General features: G+C 37.9%; 13 protein-coding genes and 2 tRNA genes. 12 read left to right on the forward strand and 3 right to left on the reverse strand.

Translation table 11 applies throughout. The features are described from left to right. Positions 1-17 precede the first annotated feature (17 nt). The 5 genes from lon (at position 18) to AAHF87_RS05875 (ending at position 4,722) form a co-directional block, all read left to right on the forward strand. Entirely contained in the window at positions 18-2,507 is a 2,490-nt protein-coding gene (lon, locus tag AAHF87_RS05855; protein WP_342147579.1) for an endopeptidase La, read from the forward strand. Between the two features lie 128 nt (positions 2,508-2,635). Beyond that, the gene (locus AAHF87_RS05860; protein WP_342147580.1) at positions 2,636-2,914 is read left to right on the forward strand and encodes an HU family DNA-binding protein; all 279 of its coding nucleotides are present in this window, start codon (positions 2,636-2,638) and stop codon (positions 2,912-2,914) included. Between the two features lie 42 nt (positions 2,915-2,956). Further along, positions 2,957-3,032 (forward strand) — tRNA-Val (locus AAHF87_RS05865). 11 nt (positions 3,033-3,043) lie between these two features. Next, positions 3,044-3,120, forward strand: a tRNA-Asp gene (locus tag AAHF87_RS05870). Between the two features lie 123 nt (positions 3,121-3,243). Further along, on the forward strand, positions 3,244-4,722 hold the full coding sequence (locus AAHF87_RS05875) for a SurA N-terminal domain-containing protein (protein WP_342147581.1): 1,479 nt from the start codon (positions 3,244-3,246) through the stop codon (positions 4,720-4,722). Between the two features lie 71 nt (positions 4,723-4,793). Here the strand turns inward: AAHF87_RS05875 and ispD are convergent, their stop codons facing one another. Next, positions 4,794-5,501, reverse strand: a complete 708-nt coding sequence (gene ispD, locus AAHF87_RS05880; protein WP_342147582.1) for a 2-C-methyl-D-erythritol 4-phosphate cytidylyltransferase — start codon at positions 5,499-5,501, stop codon at positions 4,794-4,796. Positions 5,502-5,572: 71 nt separating this feature from the next. Here ispD and cysQ point away from each other — a divergent pair, with 71 nt between their 5' ends. Next, positions 5,573-6,445 (forward strand): 3'(2'),5'-bisphosphate nucleotidase CysQ, encoded by an 873-nt coding sequence (gene cysQ / locus AAHF87_RS05885; RefSeq protein ID WP_342147583.1) that lies wholly within the window; start codon positions 5,573-5,575, stop codon positions 6,443-6,445. Positions 6,446-6,481: 36 nt separating this feature from the next. Next, entirely contained in the window at positions 6,482-7,471 is a 990-nt protein-coding gene (locus tag AAHF87_RS05890; protein ID WP_342147584.1) for a malate dehydrogenase, read from the forward strand. Positions 7,472-7,929: 458 nt separating this feature from the next. On the opposite strand, the gene AAHF87_RS05895 is transcribed toward AAHF87_RS05890, so the two are convergent. Beyond that, positions 7,930-10,236, reverse strand: a complete 2,307-nt coding sequence (locus AAHF87_RS05895) for an FtsK/SpoIIIE family DNA translocase (RefSeq protein ID WP_342147585.1) — start codon at positions 10,234-10,236, stop codon at positions 7,930-7,932. A gap of 279 nt (positions 10,237-10,515) precedes the next feature. On the opposite strand from AAHF87_RS05895, the gene trxB reads away from it, so the two are divergent. The 4 genes from trxB (at position 10,516) to AAHF87_RS05915 (ending at position 13,579) form a co-directional block, all read left to right on the forward strand. Beyond that, positions 10,516-11,502 carry a thioredoxin-disulfide reductase gene (gene trxB / locus AAHF87_RS05900; RefSeq protein ID WP_342147884.1) on the forward strand — a complete coding sequence of 329 codons (987 nt, stop codon included), beginning with the start codon at positions 10,516-10,518 and terminating at the stop codon, positions 11,500-11,502. 28 nt (positions 11,503-11,530) lie between these two features. Further along, a complete protein-coding gene (locus AAHF87_RS05905; protein WP_342147586.1) occupies positions 11,531-12,274 on the forward strand; it encodes a VacJ family lipoprotein in 744 nt (247 codons plus the stop codon). Positions 12,275-12,372: 98 nt separating this feature from the next. Further along, a complete protein-coding gene (locus AAHF87_RS05910) occupies positions 12,373-12,852 on the forward strand; it encodes a Dps family protein (protein ID WP_342147587.1) in 480 nt (159 codons plus the stop codon). A 301-nt stretch (positions 12,853-13,153) separates the two neighbouring features. Next, the gene (locus tag AAHF87_RS05915) at positions 13,154-13,579 is read left to right on the forward strand and encodes an RNA-binding protein (protein WP_342147588.1); all 426 of its coding nucleotides are present in this window, start codon (positions 13,154-13,156) and stop codon (positions 13,577-13,579) included. 33 nt (positions 13,580-13,612) lie between these two features. Here the strand turns inward: AAHF87_RS05915 and AAHF87_RS05920 are convergent, their stop codons facing one another. Further along, positions 13,613-14,347 carry a ComF family protein gene (locus AAHF87_RS05920; RefSeq protein WP_342147589.1) on the reverse strand — a complete coding sequence of 245 codons (735 nt, stop codon included), beginning with the start codon at positions 14,345-14,347 and terminating at the stop codon, positions 13,613-13,615. Between the two features lie 202 nt (positions 14,348-14,549). On the opposite strand from AAHF87_RS05920, the gene glmS reads away from it, so the two are divergent. After that, positions 14,550-16,382: a glutamine--fructose-6-phosphate transaminase (isomerizing) gene (glmS, locus tag AAHF87_RS05925; RefSeq protein WP_342147590.1), complete on the forward strand. Its 1,833-nt coding sequence runs from the start codon at positions 14,550-14,552 to the stop codon at positions 16,380-16,382. Positions 16,383-16,407: the final 25 nt, after the last annotated feature.

Raw genomic sequence — 16,407 nt, forward strand, 5'->3', positions numbered from 1 at the left:
TTTCAAAGGTTGAATTTATGGCAAAGCAACTAATTGGCGGCGGGGCAACTACTTCTAAACTTTCTGAGAAGCTTCCGCTGCTCCCTTTACGGGATGTTGTCGTTTATCCTCATATGGTGATACCACTATTTGTAGGTAGGAAGCAATCAATTAAAGCTTTGGAAGCTGCTATGGGGGGATCTAGTGCAGAGAAAAAGGTTTTACTCATTGCACAAAAAAATCCAGCTGAAGATAGCCCTACTATTGAGGGTTTTTATCAAGTTGGAACAATAGCTACCATTTTACAATTGTTAGAGCTGAAAGATGGCACTGTTAAAGTGCTGGTTGAAGGTTCTCAACGAGGTAAAGTTAAACAATTTTTCCAAGAAAAAGATTACATTGCTGCAGAAATTGAAGTCGTAGGTATACCCCCTGTTGAGCCTGATCAAGAGATCGAGGTTTTGACACGAACCATTCTGAGTCAATTCGAGCAATACGTTAAATTAAATAAAAAAATTCCGTTAGAGATTTTAAGCACTTTATCGAGTATTGATAATCCAGGTCGGTTGGCTGATATGATCGCAGCACATTTGACGCTTAGAATTCAAGAGAAACAAGAGATACTAGAGATTTTTCCATTAAAAAAACGTCTAGAACGCTTGTTAGCTTTTCTCGAAAGTGAAATTGATTTATTGCAAATACAAAAGCGAATTCGTGGGCGCGTTAAAAAGCAGATGGAAAGAAGCCAGCGCGAATATTATTTAAATGAGCAGGTTAAAGCGATTCAAAAGGAATTGGGTGAATCTCAAGGCGTTACGAATGAACTTGATGATCTCGCAAAACGGATTGAAAAAGCAAAAATGCCTAAAGAGGTGAAGGATAAATCAATTTCTGAACTAAATAAATTAAAGTCCATGTCGCCTATGGCCGCTGAAGCGACGGTGAGTCGAAATTATTTAGATTGGGTTTTATCCCTTCCTTGGAATAAACGGAGTAAAGTTCGTTACGATTTAGATAAAGCACAAAAAGTATTACAAGAAGCACATTATGGTTTAGAGAAAGTCAAAGAACGAATTATTGAGTTTTTAGCGGTTCATCAGCGCGTTAAAAAATTAAAGGGCCCTATTTTGTGTTTGGTAGGACCACCTGGTGTGGGTAAAACTTCCTTAGGACAATCCATTGCAGAAGCTATAGGACGTGAATTTGTACGCATGTCTTTGGGTGGCGTGCGTGATGAAGCGGAAATTAGAGGACACCGGCGTACGTATATTGGATCCATGCCGGGTCGAATTATGCAAAAAATGGCTAAAGTTGGGGTCAAGAATCCTCTATTTATGCTTGATGAAATTGATAAAATGGCGATGGACTTTAGAGGTGACCCAGCAGCGGCATTGCTTGAAGTATTAGATCCCGAGCAAAACCATGCTTTCGATGATCATTATCTAGAAGTAAGTTATGACTTATCTGAAGTTTTGTTTATTGCAACCGCAAATACCTTGAATATTCCGCCAGCTTTATTGGATCGTATGGAGGTCATTCGTATACCTGGCTATACCGAGGATGAAAAGATTAATATTGCTAAACAGCATTTATTGCCTAAACAACTGAGTCAGAACGGCTTAAAAATTAGTGCAAAAAATAAAGAATTAGTTTTGGCAGAAACCGCACTGCAGGACACCATTCGTTATTATACACGCGAAGCAGGGGTTCGTAGTCTGGAGCGCGAAATTGCTAAAATTTGTCGAAAGGTGGTTACAGAAATAGCGCGTAAACCTAACTTAAAGTCAGTTACCGTTACCACTCATAATTTAGAAAAATATCTTGGTGTTAGACGTTATCGTTATGGGTTAGTTGAGCAGCATGACCAAGTTGGACAAGTAAGTGGCTTGGCATGGACAGAGGTTGGCGGTGATTTATTAACTATCGAGGCTGCGGTTGTACCTGGAAAAGGTAAAACAAGTTATACGGGCCATTTGGGCGAAGTGATGCAGGAGTCTATTCAAGCCGCATTAACTGTCGTTCGAAGTCGCGCTGAAGTCTTAGGCATTCCTATTCATTTTTATGAAAAAAAGGATATCCATGTGCATGTTCCTGAAGGAGCGACACCTAAAGATGGGCCTAGTGCTGGGATTGGCATGTGTACTGCATTGGTTTCTGCGATTACTAAAGTACCTGTACGAGCTGATGTCGCGATGACAGGAGAAATAACTTTACGCGGTGAAGTTTTGCCGATTGGTGGTCTAAAAGAAAAATTACTTGCAGCCCATCGTGGGGGAATACGTGAAGTTATTATCCCTGAAGAAAACAAACGAGATCTTAAGGAAATTCCAAAAAATATTCAAGAAGGTTTAATTATTCATCCTGTTCGTTGGATAGATCAAGTTCTGGGTATTGCTCTACAACATTCAGAAAAAAATTCAGTGAAACCCAAAGCCAGGAAAAAACGTGAAAAAAAATTGACTGTACCTATCAAATTAATCGCTAAAAAAAATCAAGCCAAAATTAATCCTACAACAAATACTCGCTAGCATATCTTTTATTCCCTTGACAGAGGATTCGTGCTATTGATATAAACAGTTCCACTTATAATCTATAGCAAGACGCTTAAAATTTAATTTAAAGGTGTGAGCCTTAATTTCTACCGTTGTGAGGGTATATGAATAAATCAGATTTAGTTGATGTTATTGTGGAAGCAGCACAAGTTCCAAAAAACGTTGCCGGAAAGACTTTAGAAAAAATTCTAGAATCCATTACAAAAGCTTTATGTAAGGGAGAAGATGTTAGCTTGGTTGGCTTTGGTACGCTTTGTGTTCGTCATCGTAAAGCACGTACAGGACGCAATCCAAAATCAGGAGAATCCATACAAATAAAAGCAAGTAATGCGGTAGCTTTTAAATCAGGAAAGGCATTAAAAGACGCCGTGCAAAAAGAGTAGCAATATCGCGTAAATAAGTTTAGAATGACGTCCCTTTCGACAGGGTGCTTAGCTCAGTTGGTAGAGCATCGCCCTTACAAGGCGAGGGTCGTAGGTTCGATCCCTACAGCACCCACCATACATATTGCGGGAGTGGTAGTTCAGTTGGTTAGAATACCGGCCTGTCACGCCGGGGGTCGCGGGTTCGAGTCCCGTCCACTCCGCCAGTTCTCTAGAATTTTATAAATTGTAAACGTAGATTAAAGTCAAACTAATAAAATATTCTTATAGAATTAAATAGTATTATTTGTTTAAAGCGCTTTTACATTGATAACTAAAGTTTCCTTAATATGTTGCAGTCCATTCGTGATAGAACTCAAGGCTGGATAACCAGTACAGTAATCGGATTATTAATTATCGTTTTTGCTCTCTGGGGGATCCATGGCTATTTAGAGCTTAATACGGGAGGAAATAATAAGGTCGTAGCTAAGATCGCCGGTCAAACATTAATCCAAAGCGATTTCGATAAGGCTTATCAACGTGTGTATCAACAAGCGCGAGATAGTTTGGGAAAAAATTTTTCTAATAATGAAGAAATGATCAAGCAATTGAGAGAACAAACTTTGCAGGAATGGAAAACAACACAAGTTTTAGTTCAAGCGGCTTTACAATCCAAATACCGCATTAGTCAGACCCTAATCGACTCGGTTTTATTGCAAATTCCAGCATTTCAATCCAATGGTCGTTTTTCTGTTGAAAAATTTTACACGGTACTACAGGCTCTAAATTATACTAAGCTTCAGTTTCTAACGGACATAAAAAAAACACTGCTGATTAATCAGGTGCAGCAAGGAATAACACAAAGCGCATTTGCTTTACCTCAGGATCTCAATAATTATGTAAAATATATTCATCAAAACAGAGATTTTGCTTACCTTATTATTCCTCACTCAAGGTTTCTTCATCAGCAATTTACGCCACCGGATTCGAAAATCTTTGCTTATTATCTGCAAAATAAACAAAATTTTAGCCAGCCAGAACAAGCTAGGATTGAATATATTCAGCTTTCCTTTGAAGATGAAAAAGAATTTCTGGAAAATAGAGATATATTAGCTAATTTAACTTACATTCACTCTGATTCCTTGGCCATCGCAGCAAAGAAATTGGGTTTAGCGATACGCTCCACAGCTTTTTTTGGTAAGGCTGGCGGAGAAGAAGGATTGAGTAAAAATCCAAAAATAATTGCCGCTACATTTAGTCAGGATGTTTTGCAAGGAAATAATAGCTCAGTGATTAATATTAATCCGAGTACCGCTATTGTTTTGCGAATCAAAAAGTATCAGCCTGCGGGGATACAGCCTTTTAATGCGGTGCGAGAAAAGATTAAAGAGATTTTGAATAAACAAATGGCTATTTCTGAAGCGCAGAAATTTGGCGAAAATTTACTTAAAAACTCAGAAAAAACTGGTGCTATTCCTGCAAATCTTGATGGCAGAAATTTAAAATGGAAGTTTGCTCAGCAAGTAAACCGATATGATAGTAAATTAAATAATGATATAGTAAGCACCGCATTTGCGTTAACTCCACCAAATAAGAATATTTCTAATTTGTTATCGATGAAAGGTTTTAGTCTGGAAAATGGAGATTATGCATTGATCAGATTAATCGCAGTTCATGATGAAAAATACCGATCCAAAGTAAATGATACGAGTCAGGATCATTACCTTGAAGAAATAGCTAAAAGTTTTGGTCAGTTAGATTATACGCTTTATGTAAATAACTTATTGAAAAAATCCCATACTCTGCCTGTGTTGCCGCTCAATTGGTAAATCCTCATGCTGAAAATTGCTGCATGGACGCGGCACGTGCCAAAAAATTCAACGGCCGTGAATCTAAAAACTTAAGAATGATTAAGGTCAGGTCGAATAGACAAGTAATAATTAAGTAAGTTCAGATCATTTTTATCCGTTACTTTAATATTATCTGTACGCCCTTCTATCATTTTCGGTTGTTGACCAAATAACTCAATCGCATTGGCTTCATCCGTAGTAAATTGATTTTTTTTAATAGCTGAACCAAGTGCGTTAACCAGCCAATGATATCGAAACATTTGTGGTGTTACCGCTTCCCATAATTTTTTTCTATCTAAAGTTTCAAACTGCTGATTATTAATGTGTTTAATAGTACTCTTTATTGGATTCCCCAAAAGGCCACCCACAGGATGGTTATCTAAATGCATAACAAGCTTATCAATATCGCTTTGATGCAAAAGTGGCCGCGCTGCATCATGTACCAATATCCAATCATTTTTTTTTGCAAAGGTTTTTAAGGCCAACAAACCATTAAATACCGAATGACAACGTTCTTCTCCCCCCAATGCCGTGAGCAAATGAGGAGAACTAAATTGAAGATCTGACCAATGTTTGTCCTTTTTATTGATGACCACAACACATTTTTTAAATCTTGAATCGTTCAGTAAAGTGGATAGTGAGTATTCAAGTATTTTTTTTCCATTAATAGATATATATTGTTTAGGTAAATCTATTTGCATACGATTACCTACCCCCGCGGCTGGGACTATCGCAAAATAATTAGTTGAATATTTCATTTTAATACTACTCTTCGCACTTGATATTGTCTGTGTTGCCGCTCAACTCGCGACCCTCATATAGATTGGGTATGCCACAATTCTGCATGGATGCGGCACTTGCTAAAAACTCAATTGCTGTGAGTATGCCTACAGAGGTATACTGCCAAGCTATGAATTCTTTGCTTAATGATGTAGTTAGTCTTGCTAAACAAGCCGGAAAGCAAGTTCTGAAAATTTATCAAAGTAATTTTACTGTTGAATATAAAACAGATAAATCCCCAATAACTGTTGCAGATTTAGCCTCTCATGATTGTATTTGTCAAGGCTTAAGCCAATTAATCCCTGATTTACCAATTATTTCCGAAGAGTCAGTAGCTGCTTCTTTTCAAAAGCGCCGGTGTTGGGAAAAGTATTGGTTAATTGATCCCTTGGATGGAACGAAAGAATTTTTAGAAAAAAATGGCGAATTTACTATTAATATTGCTTTAATCGAGCAACATAAGCCAAGTTTGGGGGTTGTGTTTGTTCCATCCGCGAATATTTGTTATTTTGCTAGGAAAGGACAAGGAGCTTATAAACAAATAGGCCAAGCTCAGCCAAAAGTCATACTTAGCCGAGTTTGGGAAGAAGGGCAGCCGATCACCGCGGTAATTAGCCGTCGACATGGCATGGAGGAGTTAAAAAATTTTTTAACTCAATTTTCTCGATTAAATTTATTACATTGTGGAAGCGCTTTAAAATTTTGTTGGGTGGCTGAAGGTTTAGCCGATATGTACCCACGTTTTTCACCAACGTTTGAATGGGATACAGCAGCAGGACAATGCATACTTAATGAGGCGGGAGGTATGGTCATCGATAATACCGGTCAAGAATTGCAATATAATAGATCATCTTCTCTGCAGATAACTGATTTTTTAGCTATAGCTGATAGACGACATCATTGGTTGGATTATCTAAAGTGATCATAAAAAATTAACACTATTTATAGGAATCTAAATATGAATAAAAAACCGATTAAAATAGCCATTACCGGAGCCGCTGGCCAAATAGGCTATGCTTTATTGTTTCGTATCGCATCAGGTCAAATGTTTGGTCTAGATCAGCCTGTCATACTTCACTTATTAGAATTAGAAAAGAGCCTTCCGGTGTTACATGGAACGGCTATGGAGCTCGATGATTGTGCTTTTCCTTTATTAAAAAATATTGTTTGTACCAGTCAATTGAATGAGTCAATGAAGGATATTAATTGGGCAATTTTAGTCGGTTCTATGCCGCGTAAAGAAGGGATGGAGCGTGCAGACCTTTTAAAAATAAATGGGGGTATATTTGCTCCGCAAGGAAAGGCAATCAATGCCCATGCCGCTGCCGATGTAAAAGTGTTTGTGGTAGGAAATCCTTGTAATACCAATTGTTTGATCGCTATGCACCATGCTCCAGATATCCCCAAAGATCGTTTTTTTGCTATGACTTTATTAGATGAAAATCGAGCGCGTGCGCAATTGGCTAAAAAAGCCGCGGTTTCTGTTGATGAAGTGACGCAAATGGCAATTTGGGGGAATCATTCGTCAACACAGTATCCTGATTTTTATAATGCTAAAATCGCGAATAGGCCAGCTGTTGAAATGATTTCTGATAAAAATTGGCTAGAAAATGACTTTATCCCAATAGTGCAGACACGCGGCGCTGCAGTTATCAAAGCTAGGGGAGCATCCTCTGCTGCTTCGGCCGCTAATGCAGTAGTAGGGAGTATCTATCATTTAACACATGACACAAAAAAAGATGATTTTTTTTCGGTTGCTGCCTGCTCGATGGGTCAATATGGAGTTGATAAAGGGTTAATATTTTCTTTTCCTAGCCGCGTTGATAATGGCCAGTTTAGTATAGTGAATGGTATTCAGCACAATCCATTTGGACAGGAAAAAATTAAATTGACTCTAAATGAATTACGTGCCGAAAAAGATGAAATAAAAAAAATGGGTTTAATTTGACAATTCTTTTAGTAGAAAATAAAAAATTGTACGGTGGGTTTATTATAATTAAAGCATTTCCCCCGTACAATGTGCCAAGTTATTTTTCTTTTTCAAGAAGCCGAAAATTATTATTTTTAATTAACAGCTTTTTATTTTTATTTCTAAGCTTCAGTTTTTTTAAAAAACTTATTTGAAATTAATTAATTTAATATTAGAAATAATACCGAATTATTTTTTAATTGTCTAAGTATTAAAAAAATTTGTAAAATATTTTTTATAATAAATAATTTTCTGATTTAAATTTTTATAAAAAATTGCTTTATTTGAACAATTTATTGAATCTTAAAAGTTATTGATTAGAAATGTAGAATTTTCTGAAAGGTTCAAATAATATTTTGAGAACAGAGCACTAATTTGATGAGAGAGATACTCTAATCAATGCAATCATGACGTGCATATAAAAGTGGAAAATAAGTTTACTCATTTAATCTGTCGGGTATAAGAATGTCACGATTTCCATTGCTTTCCATGGCACTAACTAAACCGGCTTTCTCCATATCCTCCATTAACCGTGCAGCACGGTTATAGCCGATTTTAAGTCGCCGCTGGATACTAGAAATAGAAGCACGGCGAGTTTCTATAACAATTTGTACGGCTTGATCATACAACACATCTTTTTCACCGCAGCTGTTATCTAAAAAATCTAGATCTCCACCTTCGTTAAGATTGGCTTGAGTAAGATCAAGCATATATTCCGGCGCGGCAGATTTTTTTAAGGCATTGACTACTTGGTGAACTTCTTGATCAGCTACGAAAGCACCATGAACCCGAATAGGAACACCTGTCCCTGGAGCTAAATACAACATATCACCATGACCCAACAATTGGTCAGCACCTTGTTGATCAAGAATAGTACGAGAATCAATTTTTGATGAGACCTGAAACGAAATACGTGTGGGGATATTTGCTTTGATTAAGCCAGTGATAACATCTACAGAGGGTCTTTGAGTCGCTAAAATCAAATGTATGCCCGCAGCCCTAGCTTTTTGTGCAATCCTGGCAATTAATTCTTCAACTTTCTTGCCAACCACCATCATCATGTCGGCAAACTCATCGATTAATACAATAATATAGGGAAGATGTTCTAAAGCTTCTGCTTTGCCTCCTTGTTCTGGTTTCCAGAAAGGATCATTGAGTGGTTGCCCTTTATCATTTGCTTCTTGTATTTTTTGGTTATGTCCTGCTAAATTTCGTACGCCTAAATGCGCCATCAATTTATAACGGCGTTCCATTTCTGCGACGCACCAGCGTAAGGCATTCGCAGCTTCTTTCATATCGGTGACAACCGGAGCTAAAAGATGTGGAATACCTTCATAAATAGCTAGCTCTAACATTTTTGGGTCTATCATAATCAGTCTAACTTGTTGAGGTGTGGCCTTATATAAGATGCTTAATAACATGGCATTGAGACCGACTGATTTTCCGGAACCTGTTGTTCCTGCAACAAGCAGATGTGGCATTTTACCTAGATCAACGATGACAGGATGGCCGGCTATATCTTTACCTAGAGCGAGCGAAAGTGGTGAGCGTGCATGCTGATAAGCAGTTGAACTTAGTACTTCGCTAAGCCTGACAATTTCGCGATGTTTGTTAGGGACCTCCAATCCAATGACGGACTTCCCAGGAATAACCTCCACAATACGTACACTAATCACGGATAATGAACGAGCTAAATCTTTGGCGAGTCCTGTGATGCGGCTTACTTTAATTCCAGCGGCTGGTTGCATTTCAAAGCGGGTGACCACAGGCCCTGGATGCACAGCTACCACTTGTACCTGTATACCAAAGTCTTTTAATCGCAGTTCAACATTACGTGATAGCTGTTCTAATTCATCCCGTGTGTAACCTTCTTTACTTAATTTTTCAGCCGGGTCTAATAGAGTTAACGATGGAAGAGAAGATCCAGTAACAGTTTTTTTAATCGAAACTATGGTTGTAGGCGAAGAGTAAGGTTTAATAGAAAGTGGATTATGATGAGCAACTTCCGTGTTAGTTAAAGGTGAATTTATTATGGAATTAAATTGAGGTGAAAGTTTGCTGTTAGTAGTATTGAGTATATCCGATTTATTCTGAGTGCTTACATGGGGTTTAATTTTTTCAGAAGCCCTTATTTTCATGCCATACATAATTAGCTTTTTTATTTTTTCAGTAATTTTTGCGGGCATTCCTACTATATAATTGCTTATTTTATCGATAATATTTAACCAAGAAAAACCTGTTGCCAGTGTAGTACTGGCTAATAAAAGGGCTAATAGAAATAATGTGCTGCCGACTACATTGAATTGAACAATAAAACTTTTTGTTACAATATTTCCTAATTGTCCTCCTGGAGTATAACCGTGCGTGGTGTGTGTACTATGCAATGTTGCCAGCCCACAAGCTGCAATAAAAATAGTGATAAAACCTAAAAGACGTAAAATTAAGAAAGAATAACTAAAAGATAAACTGGAAAAACGACCTTTAAAACATTGCCATCCCCCATACACCAGTAATGCGGGGAATAAATAAGCTAAAGAACCAAAGCTATTAAAAAAGAAATGAGCAAGTTGATCTCCCCAGCGGCCTGCTATGTTAATTGAGGCTTTGACATGTAGTGCAGGATGGTAAGTCCACAGGGCTAAAAATAAAAAAAGGGCAAGAGCACCGCTAACGATGAGTAGACCTTCTAATAAGCGTTGCTTGAGACTTAATTGCAAAAATTCTTCAGTTCGGGTTCTTTTCAAAGGGGCTCCTTAGTAAGCTACATACATAATCATACAGTCTTTTTGAAATATACTCTTCGCACTTGAATTTTTATCCATGTTGCCGCTCAATTCACAATCTTCATATGTTAATTAACGAAGTTGGCTTCACAACATGGTGTCTACTCCTCAAAACCCCATTGCTGTGAGTATACTTATGGGGTATAGATACTATTTATAGCGTTCTTTGTTATACTTTGTTAACAATTTTAATTATAACAATTTTTTTCTTATCTGGGTTTTTACCCTTAAGTGAATATTATGAGTATGGCTCAAAATCATCGACTTCTTATTTTAGGCTCCGGGCCGGCAGGGTATACCGCTGCCCTTTATGCGGCGAGGGCAAATCTTGATCCAGTTATCATTACGGGCTTACAAAAAGGCGGCCAATTAATGACCACTACCGATGTGGATAATTGGCCAGGTGATATAGAAGGGTTAAAAGGACCAGTTCTGATGGAACGTATGCAGAAGCATGTTGAGCGATTTAAAAGTAAAATTATTTTTGATCATATAAATAAAGTTGAACTAATAGATAAGCGTACTCGAGAAAGATTACCTTCTTTTATCCTAAAAGGTGATGATGAGATTTATCATTGTGATGCTTTGATCATTGCTACTGGCGCGTCAGCTAAGTATTTAGGCTTGCCTTCTGAAAAAGAGTTTATGGGTAAAGGAGTTTCGGCGTGTGCTACTTGTGATGGTTTTTTTTATAAAGGTCAAAAAGTAGCTGTGGTCGGTGGTGGTAACACCGCTGTAGAAGAAGCCTTATACATGGCAAATATTGCCGATCATGTTTTTCTAATTTATAGAGGAAGTGAGTTTTTTCGACCTGAAAAAATTCTATTGGATAAATTAATGGTAAAGGTGAAAACTGGAAAGATATCTTTGGCACTAGACACTGAAGTGGATAGCATTTTAGGAGATGAAAAAGGCGTCAATGGCATAAAACTTATCAATAATAAAACAAAGACCCTCAGTCAATTAGAAGTCCAAGGTGTTTTTATTGCTATTGGCCATACACCCAATACTGAGATATTCAAAAATCAATTGGATATGGAAAATAACTATATTTTAGTGAAAGGAGGAAATAAGGGTTTTGCAACTGAAACTAGTGTAAAGGGTGTCTTTGCTTCGGGTGATGTAATGGATTCTGTTTACCGTCAAGCAATTACATCTGCTGGTACAGGGTGCATGGCAGCACTGGATGCTGAAAAATATTTAAGTGAGAGCGAAAGTTTAAATTAGAATTACAAATTACAATGAGGCATCGTGAATGCATAGTAGATTATTAGGATTTTGCTTATTGTTATTAACGGTATACCCGGTTTTTGCAATAAATTCAGATAGTGATTTAAATAACGATCCTTATGAAAATTATAATCGGCACGCATTTAAGCTTAATCAGACTTTAGATAAAATTTTTTTTAAACCCGTTGCTACCGTTTATAAAACTATTTTGCCGTGGCCTGTAACGAAAGGTATCGGTAACTTTTTTAGTAATTTAGAGCAAGTTCCTACGATTATTAATGATTTACTGCAGGGGGAATTTTATGATGCAACCTCTGATACTTGGCGTTTATTGATAAATAGTACGATAGGGGTTGCAGGATTTATTGATGTGGCTACTCGAATTGGATTACCTGATCATCATCAGGACTTTGGTCTTACTTTAGCTAAATGGGGTTATAGCTCTTCAGCTTATCTAGTCGTCCCTATTTTAGGTCCGCGAACTATACGAGATACCATTTCTTGGGGGATGGATTATGGTGTTTTTTCTATTTATCCTTATATAAATGATGTCCCCTGGCGAAATGGTTTAACATGGGGGAGTTTCATTAATGCTAGGGCCCAATTGTTGGATTTCGATCAGGCGATTAAGCAAGCTTCTTTCGACCCCTACGTATTCCAACGCAATGCTTATTTACAACGTAGAAATTATTTAATTCGTGAAAACAATAATCTAGTAACCGATGAGGATGATGATGAGGATGAAGATAATGATGATATAGCAGAATAGCTTTTATAAGTTATTCCTCGTCATTTATTATATTGCATGGATGCATCGGGTTTAAAAATAGTAGTCTAAAAATATAATTTTTTAATTTTGGAGGTTTCATGAAAGAAATACTTAATGGTGGATTGACTGAAGCCAAGAGAAAGAAAGTTGCTGATGGATTGATTAAATTATTAGCAAATAATTATGTTTTATATTTAAAAACACATAATTTCCATTGGAATGTTGTGGGGCCTATGTTCCAACCGTTACATAGTGTATTTGAAGCACAATATATCGATTTATGGAATGCAGGAGATACCATCGCTGAACGTGTTCGGGCATTAGGGTTTCCTGTGCCAGCCAGCTATGCTGATTTCGCAAAATTAAGCAAAATCAAAGAAGCAGTGGGTACACGCACAATTAAGGCTAAAGATATGATTAGCCAGCTGGTGCATGATCAGGAAGTCATGGTTCGTTTAGCGCGTGAACTGTTACCAGAGACCGAAGGAGCTGACGATCAAGTGTCCGTAGACTTACTTTCTGACCGAATGGAAGTCCATGAAAAAAATGCATGGATGTTACGTAGCTTTTTAGAATAGACCATTTGCTAAAACCCAGTTATGGGCTTGAGTTCGAGGCGAACGATTTGCAAGGACCGGAGTTTATTTAAGTAAATGAGGACCGTAGTAAATCGTTTAACATTGAAATCAAGTTTATACCGCAGGTTTAGGAAGAGGTGGTTTGAGGATCTTTAACCAACTTTACCATCCTATATACCCTAGAGGATTGTCCTGTGTTACTATGATTGCGTTTAGTTTATCTCTGCCATAGCCGGATTAGTTAGCGTGCAAACGACTAATATCCTGGGTGTGGCCTTTTTTAGCCTTTTGGAGGTTTTGCGTGAATAAAAGATTGTATGTGGGTGGTTTAAGCTATAGCGTCGATGACGATGGACTAAGAGAGCTTTTTACCCCTTTTGGGACAGTAAACTTTGTTAAAGTTATTCGAGACTTCCACAGTGGCCGTAGCAAGGGCTTTGGTTTTGTTGAAATGTCCACACCTGAAGAAGCGAAAGAAGCTATAGAAGCTTTACATGGTAGTATCCATGAAAGACGTACTATTACCGTTTCTGAAGCTAATCCACCTGATTCTAGCTCCGGCGGCGGCGCTGGTGGTGGACGTCGTACCGGTGGTGGTGCTGGCGGCGGCGGCGGCGGACGTCGTACCGGCGGCGGCGGCGGACGTAGTGGCGGCATGGGCGGTTCAGGTGGTGGCAATGGTGGTGGTTACCATCGTGGCCGTGAGCAACGTGAAGAGCAGTATTAAGAGATTTAGTACCGTATATAATAGAAAGTAGGTTTAATTCCCGTCTAAGTAAGTCCGGGCACAACACCATACATCTATTCTTTTTACACCCACATCGTATAAAGCGCGACTCATCTCGATGAGCGTATGACCAGTGGTCATTACGTCATCGAGTAGCGCTATATGTTGATAAGCAAGATTCTGATGTGCGACAAACGCACGTTTGACATTATTTGCGCGCTGATTTGCTGGCAACTTAGTTTGGGCAACGGTGTTCACTAATCTTTTGCATCGTTTATATTCAATCGGTATATTTAATTTTTTAGAAATGGGACGAGCTAGTTCTATTGCTTGATTAAATCCTCGCTCATACAGTCTACTTTTGTGTAAAGGTACTGGAATTATTATATCGGGTAGTTTTTCAGCTTGGTATTCCGAGGTGATTTTTTCAGCTAACAAAGTGCCTAAAATATGTGCATAAATTAATCGTTGCTGGAACTTAAGGCCAGTAATTAATTTTTTTATTATTTCTGTGTAAGAAAAAGGAACGCATAGCTTATGAAAAGGTAAGGGTTTTTTTAGGCAAGCACCGCAAGCAGATTGGTTTGTAAAAACTAAAGGGGTGGCACAATAAAAACAGACATTTTTTAACCAAGGCAAAGATTTTTCGCATTCAATACATAAATCAAGTTCTCTATTGGCTTTGTCGTTGCATAAAATACAATTATAAGGAAAGAAGCAGTGAGTAATCCCTTTATTTATTTGTTTTAGTATTGTACCGATATTCATCACTTAAAATCCCTGTTAATCTATATCCTTCGCACCTAAGCTTTTGTTTGTTGCCGTGCCGCTCAACAACTCGCAATCCTATGTATCCTATAATACACTCGGTTGATTAGTACGTGGCCCACTTCAAAAAATCCAATTGCCGCGAGTATAATAAATATCCAACCCTAGTAAATCTGCGAAGAGTATAAACAGGTATATAAATATGTGTGGAATAGTAGCGGGCATAGCACAGCGTAATATAGTTCCAATTCTTATTGAAGGTTTGAAGCGTCTTGAGTATCGTGGTTATGATTCTGCAGGAATCGCCATATTGGATTTAAAGCAACATTTACAGCGCCGGCGCACGGTGGGTAAAGTTGCAGCGCTTGAGAAGGCAATAATGCCCCAAGCTTTATCAGGTAATATTGGTATTGCTCACACACGTTGGGCAACTCATGGGAAACCTAGTGAATCTAATGCTCACCCGCACATTTCAGGTTCCAATATCGCTATAGTTCATAATGGTATTGTTGAAAATTATTTGTCTTTAAGACAAGAACTGATAAAAGCGGGTTATTCTTTTGAATCGGAAACCGATACCGAAATTATTGCACATTTATTAAATCAAGAGCTGAAAAAAAATAATAATTTTTTAGCAGCCGTACAGAAAACAGTAGTACGTCTAGAAGGTGCTTTTGCGATTGTTTTTCTCTATCAGAATGAACCAAAATCTTTAATAGCCGTTCGTAAAGGCAGTCCTTTAATGGTGGGTTTAGGTCAAGGTGAAAATTTTATTGCTTCAGATCATTTAGCGTTGCTTCAAGTTACTCAGCAATTTATTTATTTGCAAGAAGGTGATATTGCTGAGATTACCGCTGATAAAGTCAGCATCTATGATAATAATGTGAAAAAGGTACATCGCTCTAAACATACCATCGATCTGCCACAAGAGGTGGCGAGTAAAGGTAAGTATCGACACTTCATGGAAAAGGAGATCTTTGAGCAACCCAATGCTGTTAATGCTGCGCTTGAAGGTCGTCTCGTGAACCAATCAGAAGTTTGGGATGAAATTTTTGGTGTTAATTCTATACAACGGTTTTCGAAAATTAAATACATACAAATAGTAGCTTGTGGTACTAGCTACCATGCCGGCTTGATCGCAGCACAATGGGTAGAGCGATGGGTTGGTCTTCCTTGTCAGGTAGATGTTGCTAGTGAGTTTCGATATCGCCCCCATATTATTCAGCCAGATACTTTATTTATTGCTTTGTCTCAATCGGGAGAAACAGCAGATACTTTGGAAGCATTAAGGCAAGCTAAAACTGAAAACTATGCAGCCACATTAACGATCTGCAATGTTCCTGGAAGTACTATGGTGCGAGAATCTGATTTTGTATTATTAACGCGAGCAGGTCCGGAAATTGGTGTGGCATCGACTAAAGCGTTTACCACACAGTTAACGGTTTTATTGCTGTTAACCTCTTTTTTAGGTTTGTCCCATACCTGGGATGAAAAACAGGAAACGGCTTGCTTGTCCGAATTAAGAAGTTTACCTAAACTTTTAGAACAAACATTAAAATTAGATCCGGCAATAAAAAAATTGGCTAAATTATTTGTCGATAAAGAGCATGCCTTATTTATTGCTCGAGGAATTCATTTTCCAGTAGCATTAGAAGGGGCATTGAAACTTAAGGAGATTTCTTATATCCAAGCCGAAGCTTATCCAGCCGGTGAGTTAAAACATGGACCACTTGCTTTAGTCGATAGTAATATGCCAGTAGTCGTTTTAGTGCCATCCAATTCCTTGCTAGAAAAACTTAAATCAAATATTCAGGAAGTGCGTGCGCGTAATGGTCAACTTATTTTATTTGCGCAAGAAGAATTAGAGGCTAATGAGAATGATAGCAAGTGCATTCTGCTGCCAAAAGCAAGGGATATGATTAGTCCGATAATTTTTGCAATTCCATTGCAACTTTTAGCTTATCATGTAGCGATTTTAAAAGGGACAGATGTTGATCAGCCACGCAATCTAGCAAAATCTGTCACTGTCGAATAACTAACCTGCTCAATTGGTTAATTCA

The sequence above is a fragment of the Rickettsiella endosymbiont of Aleochara curtula genome (assembly GCF_964030935.1).
Lineage (GTDB): Bacteria > Pseudomonadota > Gammaproteobacteria > Diplorickettsiales > Diplorickettsiaceae > Aquirickettsiella.